The 20,834-nt window shown below is 67.5% G+C and carries 17 protein-coding genes; 6 read left to right on the top strand and 11 right to left on the bottom strand.

Annotated elements, in window-relative coordinates; translation table 11 throughout:
- Positions 1–6: 6 nt before the first annotated feature.
- Genes OE647_RS14775 through OE647_RS14760 form a run of 4 tightly spaced genes read right to left on the bottom strand, consistent with a single transcriptional unit; the run spans position 7 to position 6,738 of the window.
- Positions 7–2,088, bottom strand: a complete 2,082-nt coding sequence (locus OE647_RS14775; RefSeq protein WP_263722518.1) for a hypothetical protein — start codon at positions 2,086–2,088, stop codon at positions 7–9.
- A complete protein-coding gene (locus OE647_RS14770; protein ID WP_263722517.1) occupies positions 2,085–4,844 on the bottom strand; it encodes a DUF4159 domain-containing protein in 2,760 nt (919 codons plus the stop codon). The genes OE647_RS14775 and OE647_RS14770 overlap by 4 nt, the downstream gene beginning before the upstream one ends.
- Positions 4,841–5,734, bottom strand: coding sequence for a DUF58 domain-containing protein (locus OE647_RS14765; RefSeq protein ID WP_263722516.1), 894 nt, complete (start codon positions 5,732–5,734; stop codon positions 4,841–4,843). Before OE647_RS14765 ends, OE647_RS14770 begins: the two co-directional genes overlap by 4 nt.
- Positions 5,731–6,738, bottom strand: coding sequence for an AAA family ATPase (locus OE647_RS14760; RefSeq protein ID WP_263722515.1), 1,008 nt, complete (start codon positions 6,736–6,738; stop codon positions 5,731–5,733). Before OE647_RS14760 ends, OE647_RS14765 begins: the two co-directional genes overlap by 4 nt.
- Positions 6,739–6,798: 60 nt before the next feature.
- Here OE647_RS14760 and OE647_RS14755 point away from each other — a divergent pair, with 60 nt between their 5' ends.
- Positions 6,799–7,398, top strand: coding sequence for a DUF1285 domain-containing protein (locus tag OE647_RS14755; RefSeq protein ID WP_263722514.1), 600 nt, complete (start codon positions 6,799–6,801; stop codon positions 7,396–7,398).
- A gap of 1 nt (position 7,399) precedes the next feature.
- Positions 7,400–8,149, top strand: a complete 750-nt coding sequence (locus tag OE647_RS14750; protein ID WP_263722513.1) for a hydroxypyruvate isomerase family protein — start codon at positions 7,400–7,402, stop codon at positions 8,147–8,149.
- A gap of 4 nt (positions 8,150–8,153) precedes the next feature.
- Here the strand turns inward: OE647_RS14750 and OE647_RS14745 are convergent, their stop codons facing one another.
- The 6 genes from OE647_RS14745 to OE647_RS14720 all read right to left on the bottom strand — a co-directional run bounded on the left by OE647_RS14745 (position 8,154) and on the right by OE647_RS14720 (position 14,813).
- Positions 8,154–9,029, bottom strand: a complete 876-nt coding sequence (locus OE647_RS14745) for a cation diffusion facilitator family transporter (RefSeq protein WP_263722512.1) — start codon at positions 9,027–9,029, stop codon at positions 8,154–8,156.
- 242 nt (positions 9,030–9,271) lie between these two features.
- Positions 9,272–12,103, bottom strand: coding sequence for a DNA polymerase I (polA, locus tag OE647_RS14740; RefSeq protein ID WP_263722511.1), 2,832 nt, complete (start codon positions 12,101–12,103; stop codon positions 9,272–9,274).
- 87 nt (positions 12,104–12,190) lie between these two features.
- Positions 12,191–12,526, bottom strand: a complete 336-nt coding sequence (locus OE647_RS14735; RefSeq protein ID WP_263722510.1) for a DMT family transporter — start codon at positions 12,524–12,526, stop codon at positions 12,191–12,193.
- Between the two features lie 33 nt (positions 12,527–12,559).
- Positions 12,560–12,745 carry a zinc-finger domain-containing protein gene (locus OE647_RS14730; protein WP_263722509.1) on the bottom strand — a complete coding sequence of 62 codons (186 nt, stop codon included), beginning with the start codon at positions 12,743–12,745 and terminating at the stop codon, positions 12,560–12,562.
- Positions 12,746–12,846: 101 nt separating this feature from the next.
- Positions 12,847–13,230 (bottom strand): HIT domain-containing protein, encoded by a 384-nt coding sequence (locus OE647_RS14725; RefSeq protein ID WP_263722508.1) that lies wholly within the window; start codon positions 13,228–13,230, stop codon positions 12,847–12,849.
- An 8-nt stretch (positions 13,231–13,238) separates the two neighbouring features.
- Positions 13,239–14,813 carry a beta-1,6-N-acetylglucosaminyltransferase gene (locus OE647_RS14720; protein WP_263722507.1) on the bottom strand — a complete coding sequence of 525 codons (1,575 nt, stop codon included), beginning with the start codon at positions 14,811–14,813 and terminating at the stop codon, positions 13,239–13,241.
- A 140-nt stretch (positions 14,814–14,953) separates the two neighbouring features.
- On the opposite strand from OE647_RS14720, the gene OE647_RS14715 reads away from it, so the two are divergent.
- The 4 genes from OE647_RS14715 (at position 14,954) to OE647_RS20150 (ending at position 19,124) form a co-directional block, all read left to right on the top strand.
- A complete protein-coding gene (locus tag OE647_RS14715; RefSeq protein WP_263722506.1) occupies positions 14,954–15,772 on the top strand; it encodes a sulfotransferase family protein in 819 nt (272 codons plus the stop codon).
- Position 15,773: 1 nt separating this feature from the next.
- Complete coding sequence (locus OE647_RS14710) at positions 15,774–16,550, top strand: phosphatase PAP2 family protein (RefSeq protein WP_263722505.1); 777 nt, start codon at positions 15,774–15,776, stop codon at positions 16,548–16,550.
- 101 nt (positions 16,551–16,651) lie between these two features.
- Positions 16,652–18,268 (top strand): FMN-binding glutamate synthase family protein, encoded by a 1,617-nt coding sequence (locus OE647_RS14705; RefSeq protein ID WP_263722504.1) that lies wholly within the window; start codon positions 16,652–16,654, stop codon positions 18,266–18,268.
- A gap of 85 nt (positions 18,269–18,353) precedes the next feature.
- On the top strand, positions 18,354–19,124 hold the full coding sequence (locus tag OE647_RS20150) for a CatB-related O-acetyltransferase (RefSeq protein ID WP_318527953.1): 771 nt from the start codon (positions 18,354–18,356) through the stop codon (positions 19,122–19,124).
- 168 nt (positions 19,125–19,292) lie between these two features.
- Here OE647_RS20150 and OE647_RS14695 read toward each other — a convergent pair whose 3' ends face one another.
- On the bottom strand, positions 19,293–20,714 hold the full coding sequence (locus OE647_RS14695; RefSeq protein WP_263722503.1) for a helix-turn-helix domain-containing protein: 1,422 nt from the start codon (positions 20,712–20,714) through the stop codon (positions 19,293–19,295).
- Positions 20,715–20,834: the final 120 nt, after the last annotated feature.

Here is a 20,834-nt window from a genome sequence, read left to right as displayed (position 1 = left end):
CGGGGTCTAGCGCCGCCCCTCCCTCAGCCAGGCCGCGACGCTGAGACCGGCGGTCAAGAGCAGAAGCAGCCAGGCCGGCAAGAGCGGCAGCACCCGGATGTCTTGCGTCACATAGGCGTCGCGCGGCGTGATGCCGACCCAGCCACGCCCCGTGGCGGGACGGCCCGCGCGGACCTGCCGGACATCGGGCAGACCGTCCTCCAGCCGCAGGAAGCCGCCATTCGTCGGTGCCACCACGGGGGCGAGCTTTCCCGTGGTGGCGATCGTCTCCTCGAACTCGCGGGGCGCGGCGGGGCCGACCACGACCACCCGCGTCAGGTCCCCGTCGCTCAGCCGGTAAAGGCCCATGCCCGGCGCGGCCCAGGTCGAGGTGAACCGCCCCGGCTCCGCCTCCGTCAGCGGAACATCGGTCACGGCACCGTCGGGTCCGGTCACGGTCACCTGCCGCGCGCCCTCGGCCAGCGACCGGCGCGTGATCGTCAGGTCAAGCCCCTGCGCCTCCGCCAGCAGCGCCTCTTCCTCCAGCTCGGGCTCCTTCATCATCCAGTGCGCCAGACGGCGCAGCAGTTCCAGCTGCGGCCCTCCGCCCTCAAACCCCCGGCTCCAGAGCCAGGCCTGGTCCGAGGCGACAAGCGCGATCCGCCCCTCGCCCACCCGGTTCAGGACCAGGAGCGGCCGCTCCCCCGCCCCTGCCATCACGACCTGCCCCTGCGGCGGCTCAAGCTCGACCATGCGCAGCCAGCGACCCCAGCCGGGACTGCCGTCCGCAGCTGCGGGATCGGGCGCGAAGTCCTCGAGCCCCTCGGTCACGGGATGGCGGCGACCGAGGTCGGTCAGCGCGGGCTTGAAACCCCCGTCGATCACGCGGCCCGTGGGCGCGGCGGGCAGGATATCGGCCAGCGACGAATAGTAGATGCTCTCGGCGGAGGCGAAATCCGGCCCCGCCGCCACCAGCACCGCGCCGCCGTTGCGCACGTAGTCCCGGATATTGGCGAAGTAGGAGGCGGGCAGGATGCCGCGCAGCTTGTAACGGTCGAAGATGATCAGGTCGAACTCGGTGATCTTCTCGACGAAAAGCTCCCGCGTCGGGAAGGCGATCAGCGACAGCTCGCTGACCGGGACGCCGTCCTGCTTGTCGGGCGGGCGCAGGATCGTGAAATGCACGAGATCCACGGCACTGTCGGATTTCAGCAGGTTGCGCCATGTCCGCTCGCCCGCATGCGGCTCGCCCGAGACGAGGAGGACGCGAAGCCGGTCGCGCACCCCGTTGATCTCGACCACCGCCATGTTGTTGCGGTCGGTCAACTCGCCCGCGGCCGGGGCGACGACGAACTGAATGACGTTGTGGCCGCCGTGATCAAGCGTCAGCGGCAGTTCAATCTCGGTGTTGACCGGCACGACCACGGCCTGCGGCTCGCCACCATCGACCGTTACCGAAAGCTGAACGAAACCGCCCGCCTCGGCCGCCGGCACGCGCCCCTGGTCCTCGACCTTCAAGCGGATCGAAAGCGGCTCGCCGATGATGCCGAAGGCCGGGGCGGACAGGACGCCGACCCGGCGGTCCCAATCCTCGGCGCGGCCTGTCAGCAGGACGTTCATCGGCGCGGGCAGCGCGGGGGCGGCGTCCAGGTCATGGATCTGGCCGTCGGTGATCAGGATCGCCCCGGCGAGGCGGCCGCGTGGTTCCTCCGCCAGAGCCTGGGCAAGCGCGGTCATCGCGCGGGTGCCGGTGTCGCCCTCCCCGTCGCCGACCTCGATCACCCGCAGGTCGGTGTTGGGCAGCGCCGCGACCTCGGCGGTCACGCTGGCAAGCGCCGCCTCGGTCTGGTCGGCGCGGCCCGGCAGGCCCTGGCTGGCGCTTTGGTCGACCAGCAGAAGCACGATGTCCGACAAGGGCTTGCGGTCCTCCCGCTGAAGCGCGGGCTGGGTCAGGGCAAGCGTCAGCGCCGCCGCCGCAAGCGCCCGAAGCCACCAGCCCGACAGCCCGCGCCAGAGCGCCAGCGCCGCGACGGCAAGGCCCAGACCCGCCGCGAGCCAGACCACCGGCCAGGGCAGGAGCGGGTCGAAGATCACCGTCGATCCGGTCATTGCCCCAGCCTTTCAAGAAGTGCGGGCACATGAACCTGGTCGGACTTGTAGTTGCCGGTCAGCACATGCATGACCACGTTGACGCCGAAGCGGTAGGCGATCTCGCGCTGGCGCTCTCCGCTCAGGCCCCGGCCCACCGGGAACATGGGCCAGCCGCCGTCGTCTACCGCCCAAGCGGCCGCCCAGTCGTTGCCGCCGATGATCACCGGCGTCACGCCGTCGTTGAGGTTCCGGAACGGCATCCCCTCGGCCAGTTCGGCGTCGGGCGGCGCGGCCTCCACCCAGACCGGCGGACCGGCGTAACGCCCCGGGAAATCCTGGAGAAGGTAGAAGGCGCGGGTCAGCACATGGTCCTGGGGCACCGGCTCCAGCGGCGGGATCTCCAGCGGCGCGGCCAGCGCCTGGAGCCGCCGCCCCTCGGGCGTGGCGGTGCCGAAGCCCGCGACATCGGCATCGCGCGTGTCGAAAAGGATCATCCCGCCCGAACGCAGGTAGCGGTTCAGCCGCAGGTAGGCCGTGGGCGAGGGCGTGGGCGCATCCGCGGTGACGGGCCAGTAGAGCAGCGTGAAGACCGACAGTTCGTCCCCTTCCAGATCGACCCCCATGGGGGCATCGGGCTCGATCGCGGTGCGGTAGAAAAGGACATCCGACAGCCCGCGCAGACCCGCCTCCGACACGCGGTCGACCTCGGCATCGCCGGTGCGAACGTAGGCCAGCACGACGTTGCCCGCAGCGTCGATCAGGCGCTCCTCCGACATCTCGGCGCGCGCCTGCGGCGCGGGCAGAAGCAGCGCGGCCGTCAGGGCCAGCGCCGCCCCACGGCCCGCGCGCCAGCCGGCAAGACGGCCCGACAGCGCGAGCGCGGCCAGCGCATCAGCAAGAAGCAGACCAAGCCCGAAGGTCAGAAGATAGCCCGAAAGCGGGCGCTCGCGCGCGGGGACCAGCCCCTCGACCGTCACGCCCTCGGGCCAAACCGCCGGGGTCAGCACACGCTCCGCGCCGATGGCGTTCAGCGCGACGGTCCGGTCGCCCGAGGCATAGAGCCCCGGCAGGATCCGCGCGCTTGGCCTCGCCCCGGCCAGGTCCTCGCCCGGAATGCCGGGCCGGTCGCCCGCGTCATCGAGCGCGCCAAAGGCGTCCAGCACACGTTCGACCGACCAGACGGTGCCCTTCATCTCTTCCGCGCCCAGGGCGGCCTGCCGCGTCGAAACCGCAAGACGCTCCAGCATCTGGACGAAAAGTCCCGAAAGCGGCAGGCCCGACCACTCGGCATTCGCGGTCACATGGAAGAGGACGACGGAGCCCTGCCCCAGCGCCTTGCGGGTGACGAGCGGGGTGCCATCCGCCAGCGCCGCGATCGTGTGCGCGGCGAGATCCGGGCCGGGCTCGGCCATGACCTGCGAGGTCACGCGCACCTCGTCCGGCACCGGGAGCCCTGCGAAGGGGGAACCTTCGAGGAAGGGCGCAAGCGTCTTCGGCTCGCCCCAGCTCAGCGCGCCGCCGACGCTGCGGCCGCCGCTGCGCAGCCGCACCGGCAACAGCGGGTCGGCCGCGTTGTCCCAATCGGCGGCGGCCATGTGCGGCCCGGCAAAGCGCACCAGAAGCCCGCCCTTTTCCACCCATTCGGCCAGCGGCTCCGCCGCCGCGACCCGGGCCACATCGGCCAGGATGATGACATCGGGATCGGCCAGGATCATGTCCTCGACCGTGCCCTCGATGACATCGGCGGTGGGGGCCAGCGCCTGGCGCAGGTAGTGCCCGGGCGCCAGAAGCTCCAACCCCTCGCGCCCGATGCCGCCCTCGACCAGCGCCACCTCCCGCCGGCGGATCGCGTCGTCGGTCAACGCCACGGCCCCGGCCGTGCGCTGCCCCGCGATCTCCAACCGGGCAATCCGGTTGCGCAGTTCCGCGGGAAGGTCGAAGGCGGCCTCCGCCTCGCCCGTGCCCGCGCCGAAGGTCACGACCTGGCGCGCCAGCTCCCGTTCCACACCGGCGGGATCGAGGCCAAGGCCCACAACATCAACCGCGACCTCCCCCGCCGGATGGGCGCGCAGCACGCCCAGCGTCACCTGGCCGTCACCGTAGACCGCGGGGCGCAGCGCGAAGACCTCGCGCGGGCTTTCGAAGACCGTGACGCGGCCGCGCGCCTCAAGCGCCTCCAGCAGCACCTGCCGCCCGTCCCGCGCCAGCCCGTCCGAGAGCCAGAAGCTGTCGAACCCGCCCGACGGCAGCGCGGCGGCAAGCGCGGCATAGGCCGCGGCGTCGGGTTCGTAGGGGGCGGGCGCGAAGCCCGGCAGCCCCGCCGCGACCACGCCGGCAGAGCGGAAAACAACCTCCGGCGCGTCACCGGTCACGGCCACCAGCGCCGCGGCCCGTCCACTGCGGCCGGCCTCTTCCAGCGCCGCCGCGATCCGGTCCTTGCGCCGTGGCCAATCCCGCGCGTCGGCCCAGCCACCATCCGCAACAATCAGGATCGGGCCGCTGCCAGGCTCGCGCACTTCGGGGTGCAGAACGGGGCCAGCGAAGCCCAGGATCAGCGCCGCGACGGCCAGCATCCGCAGCAAGAGAAGCCACCAGGGCGTGCGGTCGCTTTCATGATCCTCGTCGGCAAGGCCCAGGAGCAGCGCGACGCCGGGGAAGCGCCGCCGGATCGGCGCAGGCGGCACCACCCGCAGCAGGAACCAGAGCACCGGCAGCGCGATCAGCCCCGTCAGGAGCCAGGGCGCGGTAAAGCCGATGGGGCCAAGCACCATCATCGCCGCACCCGCTCCAGCGCGTGGTAGAGCCACAGAAGCGGCACCTGTGCCGGCTGGTCGGTATGGTGGGTGGAAAACTGCCAATCCACCCGCCGCGCGAAGGTCGCCAGCCGGTCCTTGCGCTCGGCCAGACGGGCACAGTAGCGGTCGCGCAGGTCGCCCGCCCGCCGTGTTTCATGCCGGATCGCGCCGGTCATGCTTTCGAAGATCGTGCGGCCGTCGAAGGGAAAAGCCTCCTCCACCGGGTCGAGGATCTGGAGAATCGCACCCCGCACGCCCCGGTCCGCCGCAAGCGTCAGCGCGCGTTCGACGCCCGACGGATCGCCAAGGAAATCCGAGATGAAGACCGCCCGCGACCCGTGCAGCATCGCGCGCGCCTCTGGCGCGCCGTAGTCGGCGTCGCCTGCGGGCGCGGTGAAGGTCTGGGCCAGCCGCACAAGCTGCAACTCGCCCGAGCGCGGCGGGGCGACGGGATCGGCAAGGCCCACCCGTTCGCCCGAGCGGATCAGCAGAACCGAGATCGCCAGCGCCAGCAACCGCGCGCGGTCGGCCTTGGTGGTGCGGCGCCCGTCCCCGGAAAACTCCATCGAGCGGGCGTCATCGACCCACAGATGCACCGATTGCGCCGCATGCCATTCCTTTTCGCGCACGAAATGCTGGTCGGCCCGGGCCGAGCGGCGCCAGTCGATGGCGCGCGCCTCGTCGCCCGGATGGGCGGGGCGGAACTGCCAGAATTCATCGCCCAGCCCCGCGCGGCGGCGGCCGTGTTCGCCCATCTGCACCGTCATCGCCAGATGCCGCGCGTCCGCCAGAAGCGGCGGCAGCGCCGAAGCCAACGCCTCCGCCTTCCGCCGCAGACCGGCGGGGCGCGCAGGCGCGGGCTGGGTCATGCCGCAGCCTCGATCCGGCTGACGTCACGCGCCACGCTGTCGATCAGCTCGGCCAGGCTTTCGCCGCGCGCCCGCGCCGCGAAGGACAGCGCCATGCGGTGGGTCAGAACCGGGCGCGCCAGCGCCAGGACATCCTCGGCCGAGGGCGCCAGGCGTCCGTCCAGCAGCGCGCGTGCCCGCACGCCCAGCATCAGCGCCTGCGCCGCGCGCGGCCCCGGGCCCCAGGCCACGGACCCGGCCACCGCCGCGCCCGCCTCGGGCTCGCCGGGGCGGCAGGCGCGGACCAGATCCAGGATAAGGTCGACCACTTTCTCGCCCACCGGCATCCGCCGGACGGTGCGCTGCGCGGCGATCAGGTCATCGGCGCCAAAGACCTGCGTGGCCTCGGCCATCTCGGTCCCCGTCGTCGCGATCAGGATGTCGCGCTCGGTCGCGCGGTCGGGGTAGTCCACGTCGATCTGCAACAGGAAGCGGTCCAGCTGCGCCTCCGGCAGGGGATAGGTCCCTTCCTGCTCGATCGGGTTCTGGGTGGCCAGCACATGGAAGGGTCGCCCCAGCGGCCGATGCTGGCCCGCAATCGTAACCTCGCGTTCCTGCATCGCCTGCAAAAGCGCCGACTGCGTGCGCGGGCTCGCCCGGTTGATCTCATCCGCCATCAGAAGCTGGCAGAAGACCGGCCCCTCGATGAAGCGGAAAGACCGCGTTCCGTCGGCTGCGGTCTCCAGCACCTCGGACCCCAGGATGTCGGCGGGCATCAGGTCCGGCGTGAACTGGATGCGCGAGGATTTCAGCCCCATCACGGTCGAAAGCGTATCGACCAGCATGGTCTTGCCCAGCCCCGGCAGACCGACCAGAAGCCCGTGGCCGCCGCACAGAAGTGCCGTCAGCGTCAGGTCAACGACCCTGTCCTGCCCGATGAAGCGGCGGTTGATGGAGCTCTTCGCCTCCGCCAGCCGGCGTCCAAGATCCTCGATTTCGGCGATCAAATCGGCGCCCGCGGTCATGACAATCGCTCCTTCCTCGTGGTAGTTCCACCATAAAGGCAGATATCGGAAGCGGCACCAATGACTAAAACGCCAGCCGAACAACAGATCGTGAAGCCCTCGGCGGAAAACCTCGCGGCGGCGGCGAAGGCGGCGGGCAAGAAGGGGCCGCCGCCCGTGCACCTGTGGAACCCGCCCTTCTGCGGCGACCTCGACATGGAGATCCGCCGCGACGGCACCTGGTTCTACCTCGGCACACCCATCGGGCGGCACGCGCTGGTCAAGCTCTTCTCCTCGATCATCCGCAAGGACGGGGAGGACTATTTCCTCGTCACCCCGGTGGAAAAGGTCGGCATCCGCGTCATCGACGCCCCCTTCGTCGCGGTGGACGCCAACGCCACGGGCGAGGGTCGCGAGCAGTCGATCACCTTCCTCACCAATGTCGAGGACGAGGTCACCGCCGGTCCCGACCACCCTATCCGGGTCGTCCGCGATCCGGAAACCGGCGAGCCCTCGCCCTACATCCTCGTGCGCGCCAACCTGGAGGCGCTGATCGACCGCAAGACCTTCTACCGCCTGATCGAGCTTGGCGCGCATGAGGCGCACGCGGGCGAAAGCTGGTTCGGGCTCTGGTCGGGCGGGCGCTTCTTCCCCGTGATCCCCTCGGCGGAGCTGGGCTGAGATGCCGAGGTTTGCGGCAAACCTGACGTGGCTCTTCCAGGAACTGCCCTTCATGGAGCGCTTCCGCGCCGCGAAGGATGCGGGGTTCGAAGGGGTCGAGGTGCTGTTCCCCTACGATCACCCGACGCAGGACATGCGCGACCAGCTGATCTTCAGCCGCCTGAGCTTCGTCCTGATGAACTGCCCGCCGCCAAACGCCACTGGCGGCCCACAGGGCTTCGCCGCCGTTCCGGGGGTCGAGGCGCGGTTCCGCCGCGACTTCGACCGCACGCTGCGCTTCGCACAGGTGCTCAAGCCGCTTCACATCCATATCATGGCGGGCGCGGCCGAAGGCCCGGAGGCAGAGGCCGTCTTTATCGAGAACCTGCGTTGGGCTGTGGCGCGCGCGCCGCGGCAGAGCCTGACGATCGAGCCGATCAACAGGATCGACATGCCGGGCTATTTCCTCGCCGACTACGACACCGCCGCGCGCGTGCTGGATGCGGTCGCGGCGCCGAACCTCGCGCTGCAATTCGACGCCTACCACGCCCACCGGATCACCGGCGACGTGATGGGCACCTGGGCTGCCCATGGCCACCGCGCGCGCCACGTTCAGGTCGCGGGCTTTCCAGGCCGCCACGAACCCCTGGGCGGAGAGATAGACTATCCCGCCTTCTTCGCGCGGCTCGATGCCGACGGCTACACCGGCTGGGTCAGCGGGGAATACGCGCCGGAAACGGTCACCGGCGCGGGCCTGGCCTGGATCGGCTGAACGCCTAGCAGCTGCCGCCGGCGCAGCCCTGTCCGGGTTGCTCCACCTCAAAGGTCGCATGGCGCAGGCCGAAATGCGCCTCCAGCATCGCCTTGACCCGGACCAGGACTTCTCGCGGCTCCTGACCCGCGGCCAGAACCAGATGCGCCTCAAGTGAATTGCGGTGCTCATCGATCTGCCACAGGTGAAGGTGATGGATGCCCGCCACCCCCTCGACCGCGTCGATGTGCCGCCGGATCTCCTCGGGGTCGAGCCCGGCGGGCGCGGCCAACATCAGGATACGGATCGCCGGGACGATCTCGACGAAACAGTGCCAGAGGATCCAGAGCGAGATCACCAGCGTGATCAGCGGGTCGGCCAGGCGCCAGTCGTACCACATGACCAGAAGCCCGCTCACGATGACGGCGACCGAGGTGCCCGCGTCCGACAGGTTGTGCAGGAAGGCCGCACGAATGTTCATGCTTTCGCGCGACAGCCGAAAGGTCAGCGCCGCCGTGATCAGATCGATCGCCAGCGCCAAGGCGGCAAGGGAGACGACAATCATCCCCTCGACCGGCGGCGGGTCGATCATCCGCTCGATCGCGGCGTATCCAAGCCAGAGGCAGATGACGATCAGCGTCGTGTAATTGACCAGCGCCGCGACGACCTCTGCCCGTCCGTAGCCGAAGGACATCACGGGATTGGCCGGCCGGCGGGCGATCCGGCGCGCCGCGAAGGCAATGACCAGCGCCAGCGCGTCCGAGAGGTTGTGGATCGCATCCGCGACAAGCGCAACCGAGCCCGAGATGACCCCGCCCGCGATCTGCGCCACCGTCAGGATCAGGTTGACCACGACCGCCGCCGCCACCTGCCAGTCGCCCCGCCCTTCAGGGTCATGCAAGTGACCATGGGAATGACGGTGTCCGTGATCATGGGGCAAGGTCGGCCTCGGTGTTCAGGGTCGCGCGCTCAGCGGATCACGCGGCGGTTGCAGCGTCAAGCGGGGGGCCTTCTGCCCCCCGCACCCCCCGAGAGTATTTGAGCCAGAATGAAAGAGGGGCGTCTTCTTCGAGCCGAATGTTCATTCTGGTCCAAATACTCCGGGAGCGCGAGGGCAGCGCCCTCGCTTCCATGCCCTCGGGATCAGTGCGCCTCGGCCCAGTTCGCGCCCTGCCCGGAATCGGCGATCAGCGGAACGTCCAGATGTACCGCGGGATGGGCCGCCCCCTCCATTGTCTTGCGCGCAGCCGTGATCAGGTCTTCGACGGCGCCGTCCTCGACCTCGAACAACAGTTCGTCATGAACCTGCAGGAGCATGGTCGCGGGCAGGCCGCGGATCGCATCCGGCATGCGGATCATGGCGCGGCGGATGATGTCGGCGGCGGCCCCCTGAATCGGTGCGTTGATCGCCGCGCGGCGGGCGAAGCCCGCGGTCGGTCCCTTGGCGTTGATCTCGGGCGTGTGGATCTTGCGCCCGAAAAGCGTCTGGACGAAACCCTTGTCCTTGGCGAAGGCGACCGTCCGGTCCATGTATTCGCGAATGCCGGGAAAGCGCTCGAAATAGGTGTCGATGAAAGCCTGCGCCTCGGCCCGCGGGATGCGCAGGTTCCGCGCGAGGCCGAAGCCCGAGATACCGTAGATGACGCCGAAGTTGATTGCCTTGGCCCGCCTGCGGACCTCGGGCGTCATCTCGTCCAGGGGCACCCCGAACATCTGGCTTGCCGTCATCGCGTGGATGTCGATGCCGTCTCGGAACGCCTGTTTCAGCGCCGGGATGTCGGCCACATGGGCGAGGATCCGCAGCTCGATCTGGCTGTAGTCGAGGCTGACGAGCCGCATGCCGGGACCGGCCACGAAGGCCTCCCGGATGCGGCGGCCCTCTTCGGTCCTGACGGGAATGTTCTGAAGGTTGGGGTCGGTCGAGGCCAGACGCCCGGTGTTCGCGCCAGCGATCGAATAGCTGGTGTGGACGCGGCCCGTGTCCGGGTTGATGTGGCCCTGCAGCGCGTCGGTGTAGGTCGATTTCAGCTTCGAGACCTGCCGCCAGTCCAACACCCGCGCGGCCAGATCGGCCGGGCGGCCAAGGTCGGTGTTGGCGGCGATGTCCTCCAGCACGTCGGCACCCGTGGAATAGGCGCCGGTCTTGCCCTTTTCGCCGCCGGGCACGCCCATGGCGTCAAAAAGGATCTCTCCCAGTTGCTTGGGCGAACCGACGTTGAAGGGTTGGCCGGCGATCTCATGGATCTCCGCTTCCAGCCCGGCCATCTTCTGGGCGAAGGCGTTCGACATGCGCGACAGCACGTTCGGATCGACGCGGATGCCCGCCATCTCCATCTCGGCCAGGACCGGGACCAGTGGGCGTTCCAGGGTCTCGTAAACCGTGGTCACGGCGGCGCGGTGCAGGTCGGGCTTGAAAGCTTGCCAGAGGCGCAGCGTCACGTCGGCGTCTTCGGCGGCGTATTTCACCGCGTCATCGACCGGGACCCGATCGAAGGTGATCGCGGATTTGCCAGAGCCCAGGAGCGACTTGATCTCGATCGGCTTGTGGCCGAGGTAGCGTTCCGAGAGCCCATCCATGCCGTGGTTGTGCAGCCCCGCGTGCATCGCGTAGCTCATCAGCATCGTGTCATCAAAGGGCGCGATGCGGATGCCGTGGCGGGCGAAGATCTTCCAGTCGTATTTCATGTTCTGGCCGATCTTGAGGATCGAGGCATCCTCCAGCACCGGTTTCAGCGCGGCCAGCGCCTCGTCCAGCGGCATTTGGCCATCGCTGAGCGCGTCGCCCGCGAAAAGGTCGCCACCCTGACGGTGGCCCAGCGGGATGTAGCAGGCCTGCCCCGGCACCACCGAAAGCGAGATGCCGACCAGCGCGGCGCGCATCTCGTCGAGGCTGGTGGTTTCGGTATCGACGGCGACATGGCCCGCCTCTCGGATCGCCGCGATCCAACGGTCGAGCGCGGCGCGGTCGCGGACGCATTCATAGTCACCGTGGGAGAAGGGCACCGGCGTTGACGCCGGCGCCGGGTCGTCGGCCGCCTTTTCGGCGTGATCCGGCGTCAGGCTGTTGTCCGCCATGACCGGCGGCTCGATCTTCAGCGCCTCGGCCACGCGGCGGGTCAGGGTCCGGAACTCCATCTGCGAAAGGAACGCCATCAGCGGTTCGGCCTCGGGGTCGCGCACCTCCAGTGCGTCGAGCGATTCGGTCACGGGTGCCTGCGCATCCAGCGTCACCAGCCGTTTCGATACCCGGATCAGGTCGGCGTTTTCGATCAGCGCCGCGCGGCGCTTGGGCTGCTTGATCTCTTCGGCCCGCGACAGGAGCGTTTCCAGATCGCCATATTCGTTGATCAGAAGCGCGGCCGTCTTGATACCGATGCCCGGCGCGCCCGGCACGTTGTCCACGCTGTCGCCCGCCAGCGACTGAACATCCACGACACGTTCGGGCGGGACGCCGAATTTCTCGATCACCTCGTCGCGGTCGATGGTGCGATTCTTCATCGCGTCGAACATCACGACGCCGTTGCCCACCAGTTGCATCAGGTCCTTGTCGGAGGAGATGATGGTGACTTCGCCCCCCGCCTCGGTCGCGCGCCGCGCCAGGGTCGCGATGATATCGTCGGCCTCATAGCCCTCCATCTCAAGACAGGCGACGTTGAAGGCGCGGGTGGCCTCGCGGGTCAGGGGGAACTGCGGGCGCAGATCCTCGGGCAGCTCGGGGCGGTTGGCCTTGTACTTGTCGTAGATGTCATCGCGGAAGGTCTTGGACGAATAGTCGAAGACGACCGCGATATGGGTGGGACCGGTCCTGCCCCGGTTCTGGGTCAACTGCCCCCAAAGCATGTTGCAGAACCCCGCGACCGCGCCGATGGGCAACCCATCGGACTTGCGCGTCAAGGGTGGCAGCGCGTGATAGGCGCGGAAGATGAAGGCCGACCCGTCGATCAGATGCAGATGGCAGCCCTTGCCAAAGGTCATGTCGCGTCTCCCCCTGCGCCGTCGTCACCGGAGTATTGTCACGTTCCGCGTGGAGGTTCCACCCGCCGCGGGTCCCGCAGGAAGGCGCTAGTGCGCGACGCTGTTGGAAAAGAGGTTGATGACCAGCACCCCGGCCAGGATCAGCCCGAGGCCCGAAAGGGCGGCGGCATCCAGGGTCTGGCGCGCCCAGAAATATCCCACCAGCGCAATCAGCACGATGCCCAGCCCCGACCAGATCGCGTAGACCACGCCCGTCGGCATGACGCGCAGGGGAAAGGACAGGCACCAGAAGGCGAAGGCATAGCCCGCAACGGTGACGACCGTGGGCGCGAGGCGGGTGAAACTGGCGGACCGCGCGAGCGCCGTCGTGGCGATCACCTCGGCGACGATGGCCGCCAGCAGGAAGGCATAGGCCTTGAACATGCCCACCCCCGGGGTCAGGACGGCCGAGCCGGCCTAGTGATCGTCATGCGCATGGTCGCGGTCGATCACGAATTTCTTGTCGCAATAGCCGCATTCGACGAAGCCCGCGTCGTGCGGGATCGTCAGCCAGACGCGCGGGTGGCCCAGCGCGCCCTCGCCCCCGTCACAGGCCACTTTCCAGGTCGTGACAACCTCGGTCTCGGGGGCGGGGATGGGCATGGGGCAAGCTCCGTCAGGCATTGGATTCCGGCGCGGCATGATAGCGATCCTGCGGGCGGCGGCAAGCCGCCCCGGCCGCTTTCACCGCCACACTGGTGAAGTCAGTCGATGCGCTGCAGCATCCGGCCCAGAACGCGGCCGCCCAGGATGTGCAGATGGTAGTGCGGCACTTCCTGCACGCCCGCCTCTCCGGCGTTGGAGATGGTGCGATAGCCGCCGCCGCCTTCGCCCGGCGTGGCGCCGACGATCCGACAGACCTCGGCCGCGGCGCGGGTGAAGTCCGCGATCTCCTCGGCGCTGGCGCCGGTCGCGAAATGGTCGAAGTTCACATAGGCCCCCTTCGGGATCACGAGCACATGGATCGGGGCCTGCGGACCAATGTCATGGAAGGCAAGCGTATGCTCGGTCTCCAGCACCGTGTTGTTGGGGATCTCGCCGCGCAGGATGCGGGCGAAGATGTTCTGCGGGTCGTAGGTATAGGCCATGTCGTTCCTCAGTCGTCAAAAAGATGCGGCGTCGATGCGAGCTTGCGCGCCTGTTCATCGGGGATGGACAGGAAGCGCGCAAGGGTGGCGGCATTGTCTTCGGCGCGGGCGCGCGGATCGAGGCACATATGTGCCGCGCCGGCGGCCTCGGCCAGCCGGTCGCCCTCAAGCGCGAACTGCCGGCGGATGGCAGGTAGCAAGGCCAACATGGTCGACGGCGGCGTGCGATCGCCCGCAAGGCCCACACGGTGCGCGTGCCCTTCCAGGTAGTCGTCGGAAAACTCGGTCCGGATTTCCAGCACCCGGACCCGCGCCGGGTCCGCGGCGCAGTCGCGGATCAGGTCCGCGTTGGAAGGATCGAGGCAGATCGCCAGGCGGTCGGTTCCGTAATGTTCGAAGATCATCCGCAGCACCGCGCGGCGGTGGCGTGATCGCTTGTCGAGGGATCGTTCGATGCCGCCAAGGTCAGGCAGGACCGACGCGGCCTCGTCGAAGATGTAGTCAAGCGCGGGCACGCCCGTCACCCCCCGGATGGCCGTGGCCAAGCGCTTTGCGACGTGCCATTTCTTGCAGGAGAGGACGAGGAGTTCGCGCCCAGCGCCGATGGTGCCGCCAGCTTCCCAGATCCGGGGCGCGAAGCGGCGCCCCTCCCGCCCGAGGCCGGTCATCAGGGCGACCGTCGGGCGGCCGCCGCCTGATGCGTCCACAACTCCGCTTTGCTGGTATTGCCGCGCCAGGCGCCGCCGCAGGCTCAACGCCCCGGCGCTGATCTTGCGCGCGAACAGGCTGTCTTGCGCCAGCAGGAAATCGTAGTGGTCGTCATGAAAGGTCGTTGGCATCCCGTAGTCGGTGAAGGCAAGGAAGGTCAGCGTTCTTGCCTGGATCTCGTTTGCGGGCACCAGATGGCGCACCAGCGTCTGGAAGAAGGTTTCGTCCGGGATCCAGGTGGCGCGGAAGAAGCGCACGACATCCGGGCGCGCGTCGCAGAAGACCAAGAGCTTGTCGATGGTGTCGCGCCTGAGGCACCACCACTGGCTGCCGATCATCATCCGCAGCCCCGCCGGAACCGGCCGCTTCAGCCCCAGGCGCCGCTGAAGCCCGAGGCTCCAGTAAAACAGCGCCTTGCGCCGCCGCTCGTTGAAAAAATGCCGGTAGATCAGGCGTTCCTCGCGGATGCCGGTCTTGATCCAGCCGCTTTGATGGAAATCGAAGCTTTCGATGTAATCGACATCCGCCGCATCCAGGAAGGCATGGGCCTGCGCGGCCGGTTTGATCGCCATGCAATCGCCGGAAATCATGTAGTAATGGGTCGCGTCCGGAAACGCCCTGCGCGCGGCCCGCACGGTCTCCAGCGTGGCGGCGACCAGGCTCCACTCGCCCCAGCCGCATTTGATGCGCCGCCGCGCGAAGGTGACGCCCGCCACCCCTTCCAGCCCCTGCCGGATGCGCGCGAAGGCGTCATCGCCCGACCGGCCGTCGAAATGGATCGCCACGCAGTCCCCGGCCTCAGCCAAGCTTGTTGCCTGGCGGATCACGCCCTCGGGGTCTTTGTGACACAGCAGGATGAAAGCGATCTTGGCCATGGACGATGCTGAACTTGAATAAGGCAGGCGCTTCGCTCAATAGCTTTTTCGGTGTTCGAATTGACAGAGGTTATTTCAGTTTCCTAAAGCTTTGTACGGTAGAGGCCGTCTTTCGGGCGGCTGTGACAAGGAAGTGGTTCATGGGTTTCCCCGGTACGTGGATGACCGAAAGCGAAAGCATGGTCTATCGCGTCGTCCCCAAATGCGCCTGTTCGACCATCGGGCAGATCATGTTCTACTCCGACCATGGGCGTTTCTTCGACGGCGACATCCACGATGCGACCGCCGGGCTGCACAAATGGGCGCAGGAGGAAAGCCAGGGCCCAATCGAGGCCAATGTCCGCGCCCACAGGTCCTATGCCTTTTCCTGCGTGCGCAATCCCTACACGCGCATCCTGTCCTCGTTCTTCGACAAGATCTGCGGCATCCAGCGCAACGGCAAGCGCTATCGCGGCAAGCTCGTCCCGATGCTGGTCCAGAAATACGGGATCGAGGTCGGAAGCCCGGATTCGGGGTTCGAGTTCGACCAGATCCGCAGCTTCCGGCGCTTCCTTTTGTTCGCGCGCGACACCATCCGCTGGCACCGGCCGATGGACCCCGACATCCACTGGTCCGCGATGTCGGGGCATATCGCGACCTTCATCGCCAACGGCGGGCGCTACGACCACATCCTGTGGACCGAGAGGTTCAACGAGGGCATGCAGACCGTGCTGGACAACGTCCCGACGCGCCACCCCGTGCATCTGTCCGAGATCCCCCGCTTCAACGAAAGCGAGGGGCACGGGCCAAAGCGCGCCCACCCGGTCGAGGACTACTTCGACGACCTTTCGATGCATCTGGTCTATGAGATCTACAAGCGCGACTTCCTGCTGTTCAGATACGATTTCGAAAATCCGGCCAACAAGATGCCGGTCGGGGAGATCGACCTGGACGAGGTGCACGCCAAGCTCGGGGAATGAGATGCCGGGCGGCCTGAAACCTCCGCGGACTGGCGAGACGGGGCAAGGCCCCGGGGTTCGGGCCACGGCGCTGCGCCTTTTGCCCCGCTGGCTCGTTCGCCACGCCGACTTCGGCTTCGCGGCGCTCCTGACGCTATCGGCGGCGGGCGTTTGGACCTTCGCCACCCTCGCCTCCGAGGTGATGGAGGGCGAGACCCACGCCTTCGATACCGCGCTTCTGCTGGCGCTCAGGACGCCCGGCACGCCTTCTGACCCGCTCGGCCCACCCTGGGTCGAGGAGATGGCCCGCGATGTCACTGCGCTCGGCGGGGTCGGCGTGCTGACCTTCCTGACGCTGGCGGTCACGGGTCTGTTGTGGTTGCAGTGCCGGCGCGGCTCGGCCCTGTTCCTGCTGGTCTCGGTCGGCATGGGGCTCGCGCTCAGCTCCGCCGCCAAGTCGCTTTTCGACCGGCCGCGCCCGGACCTCGTGCCGCATGGCTCGCATGTCTATACGGCCTCCTTCCCCTCGGGGCATTCGTTGATGTCGGCTGTGACCTATCTCACGCTCGCCGTCCTTCTGGCGCGAACCTTCCCGCAGCGGCGGCTCAAGGCCTATGTCGTGGCACTCGCCGTGCTGGTCACCGTTTCGGTCGGCGCAAGCCGCGTCTACCTCGGCGTCCACTGGCCCACGGATGTCTTCGCGGGATGGGCGGCGGGCGGCGCCTGGGCGCTGTTCTGCGCCGCCGTGGCGCGCGGGCTCGCACGGCGTGGCGCGATCGAGCCCGACCCCGGCGACTGAAGCCCCGCGCGGCCGGAAAAGGCCCGCCCCGACGGACGGCCCTTGCCTGCGCGGGCGCACGGGTGCTAGCTGGCGCCCAAGAGAACAGGGAGGAAACGGGCATGGAATACCAATCGCTCGAGCGGTTTTCGTTCTTCATCGGCATCGCGGCACTGACGCTGGTCTGCCTCGTACTCGTTCTCCTGTCGCCCTGGGCATGGGTCGGCGTCGCGATCTTCGGCGCCCTGACGCTGGTCGGCATCCACGACGTGCGCCAGACCCGTCACTCGATCCTCCGGAACTATCCGATCCTTGGCCACATGCGCTTCATGTTCGAAGGCATCCGCCCCGAGATCCGCCAGTACCTGATCGAAAGCGATCATGACGAACTGCCGTTTTCCCGCGACGAGCGCTCGATCGTCTACCAGCGCGCCAAGGGGGTGGAGGACAAGCGCCCCTTCGGCACCCGCGCCCGGGTCTACGACGCGGGCTACGAATGGATCACCCATTCCATCCAGCCCAAGCATATCACGGACACAAATTTCCGGGTCGACATCGGCGGGCCGGACTGCAAGCAGCCCTACAACGCCTCGATCTACAACGTCTCGGCGATGAGCTTCGGCTCGCTGTCCTCCAACGCGATCCTGGCGCTGAACAGCGGCGCGAAGGCCGCGGGCTTCGCCCATGACACCGGCGAAGGCGGCATCTCGCGCTATCACCGCCAGGGCGGCGGCGACCTGATCTGGCAGATCGCCTCGGGCTATTTCGGCTGCCGCACACCGGATGGCCGCTTCGACCCGGACCGCTTCGCCGAACAGGCCGCCGACCCGCAGATCAAGATGATCGAGGTAAAGCTGAGCCAGGGCGCCAAGCCCGGCCACGGCGGCATGCTGCCCGCCGCCAAGGTCACGCCGGAGATCGCCGAGGCGCGGGGGATCCCCATGGGCGTCGACTGCATCTCCCCCGCCGGGCACAGCGCGTTTTCCACGCCGCTGGAGTTCATGGCCTTCATCGCGAAGCTGCGCGAGCTGTCCAAGGGCAAGCCGGTCGGCTTCAAGCTTTGTATCGGTCACCGCCGGGAATTCATGTGCATGGTCAAGGCGATGCTGGAAACCGGGATCACCCCCGATTTCATCGTCGTCGACGGCAAGGAGGGCGGGACCGGCGCGGCGCCTCTGGAGTTCGCCAATCACATGGGGATGCCGCTGGTCGAGGGGCTCACCTTCACCCACAACACCCTGCGCGGCGCCGGGCTGCGGGACCGTATCCGCATCGGGGCCTCGGGCAAGCTCATCACCGCCTTCGACATCGCAAAGGCCTTCGCGCTGGGCGCGGACTGGGCGAATTCGGCGCGCGGCTTCATGTTTTCCATCGGCTGCATACAGGCGCAGGCCTGCCACACCAACCACTGCCCGGTCGGTGTCGCGACCCAGGACCCGCTGCGCGCCCGCGCGCTGGTGGTGCCGAACAAGACGCAGAGGGTGATCAATTTCCACAAGAACACGCTCAAGGCGCTGGGGGAACTGACCGGGGCCGCCGGCCTCGATCACCCCTCGGGCTTCCTGCCGCACCACCTGATCGTGCGCGAGACCGACCACGACATGGTCACCGGCGACGAGGTCTATCCCTACCTGCCCGAAGGCTTCCTGCTGCGCGAGGAGCAGGATCGTTTCGGCTACCTGCTGCGCTGGAAACGCGCCCACCCCGCAAGCTTCGCGCCACAAGGGGCCTATGTCTGAGTACGGTCATTCGCTGTGCTCGGCCGAGGGTGATACCGATGATCTCAATGCCTCGCGAACAAGGCCACGAGACGGGAGCCCGAAGTTGCGTTTAAGTGACAAACTCGATGCTTTCCTCGCCGGACGGACTATCGAAGGTACGAGGAGCATATCGCGGGGTGGCGCCAAGCGGCTGGGCCACACGACGTCGGCAAACCCAAAACTCTATTCTTTCGAAGCACGAAGCCAGCTGAATGGGACATGGCATGTGGATGGACCTCATGTGCCCCGCCTTGGGTTCATTGGCGCTTACTCCTACGTAAACAGTTTTAGCTACGTCAGAAACGAAACATTTATCGGCCGGTATACCTCTGTCGGTTGCCGCGTGAGCATCGGGGCGCTCAGACATCCGATCAGCAGCCTTTCGACGTCCAACCACCTGCTCTGTGACGCGCGGCCTTATACCGAAAAGGAAGCCGAGAGTGTCCGGTTCTACAGAAACACCAGGAGAAACGTGGTTATCGGTTCTGATGTATGGATCGGCGACGGAGCGGTCATCATGCCGGGCATAACGATTGCCGATGGTGCCGTTATCGGCGCGAACTCTGTCGTAACGCGCGACGTGGGGGCGCACGAGATCGTCGCGGGTGTTCCGGCAAAGACCATAGGCCGGAGGTTTTCGGAGCCGCTTTCCGAGCGACTTATCGAGGCCAAGTGGTGGGAATACCAGAACGACCTTCTGCGCACCCTGCCCACCGGAAATGTGTTCGCGTTTCTTGAGGCGGTGGAGGGTGCCCCTCTTCCACTTGCCGAACTGGCCACTTTCAAGATCCGAAAGTTCACGTCCGCGTTAAAGGCGTTGTTCCCGCGAACGTGACGGCCCACGATCTGATCCACGGCGCCGCGGATGGAAGCGACTGGCCATTCTGACGCCAGGGTCGCTTTGGATCGCGAACCAATGATTTTGAACCCGCCTGGAAGGATCGCAAGTCCGTTCTTTGTCGCTCCTGACTGTCGGCCAAGCGCATCCGAAAGACGATGTCGATCACTCTATCTCGAACGGCACCGCTTGGCGGGCGTTGTGGTTGATCGAGATGCGGTGGGTCAGCGGCGGGATGGAGCGGTGGCTGCATTCGCGCCATTCGCAGATGCGGCAGCTGGCGCCGATCGGTTCGAACCTTGTCGTTCGCTTGGTGTCGAGGTCGTCGGCATAGACGATCTGGTCCGCATGCGCGACCTCGCAGCCCAGGCCGATAGCGTAGTAGCGCGCGCGCTCGTCGAAGCTGGCGCGCCGCTCGGCCTTTGAGAAGGCAAGACAAAGATATCCGATGCCGTCGGAGGTGACGGCCAGCTGCCGCAGGATCTCCTGCCCCGTCGCGAAGGCCTGGTGGACGTTCCAGCGCGGGCAGCTGGCGCCGAAGCGGGTGAACTGGAAGGCCGTGGCGCTGTGGCGCTTGGTGACGGTGCCCGCGCGGTCCACGCGCACGAAGAAAAAGGGCACGCCCTTGTGCCCCGGGCGCTGAAGCATGCTCAGGCGGTGCGCGATCTGCTCGCGGCTTGCGCCGAAGCGCAGCGCCAACCGGTCGATGTCATGGCGTGCCTCGCGCGCGGCATCGGCGAAACGGGCGTAGGGCAGAAGCACCGCGCCGGCAAAGTAGTTCGCGAAGGTCATGCGACAGACCTCGCGCGCGCTGCTCGTGTGGAAACCGGCCTGGTCGAGCAATGTCTCCATCAGCCGCTTCTGTTCGAGAAGGCCGACCTGGTAGGCCATCTGGAACAGGTTCGTCGCCGGACTTGAGGCCTGGCTGAGATAAAGCCGCCGCCCCCGTTCGTCGAAGCGCCGGATGACGTTGCCACCGCCGTCATCGGTCAGGCTGATGGTGACGCCATGGGCCTTTTCCAGATGCTGCGCCAGCGCGTCCAGAGGGCCCTGGCCCGCGCCCGTCAGCCGGCCCGAGAACGCCTCGGCCGCGCGGTCCAGTTCGTCGATGTAGTTGTCGTGGCGGTGGAAGTAGTCGCGCACCTCCTCATAGGGTTGCGGGGTGATGGAGGCTTCGAGCCCGGGCAGCGAGGTGTCGAGCCGCCCAAGCTGCATGCGGGTGTTCTGGAAGACCTTGTAAAGGTGCAGGAACGCCTCGGCGAGGTTCGGGGCGGTGTTAGCCGCGGCCTTCAGCTCCTGGTTCAGCACCTTGTTTTCCGCGAAGACCGGATCGTTCAGGACCTCTTGCAGTTCGACCGAAACCTTGCCGGAGCCGTCCATCAGCAGTCCAGACAGGTCGAAGTCGAACTCGTCCACCAGCGACAGGATCACGGCGGCGGAGAGCGAACGCTGGTTGTTCTCGATCTGGTTCAGGTAGCTGGTGGAGATCGACAGCTTGCGGGCCAGTTCCGCCTGCGTCATCCCGCGTTCGAGACGGACGTTGCGGATTCTGGCGCCCGCGAAGATCTTCTTGGTGCCCTCGGCCATTTACGCAATTTCACTTTTTCTGTTTTGCATTTTGCATACTCACGCATTGTAACACGATCACTCCTAGATTCGAAGCCGATCCTGAGGCATGGCGGGACCCGGAGGGCCGCATTAGCGGCC

The sequence above is a fragment of the Albidovulum sediminicola genome (assembly GCF_025751575.1).
Classification (GTDB): domain Bacteria; phylum Pseudomonadota; class Alphaproteobacteria; order Rhodobacterales; family Rhodobacteraceae; genus Albidovulum; species Albidovulum sediminicola.
This window is presented reverse-complemented; position numbering and strand designations above follow the sequence as displayed.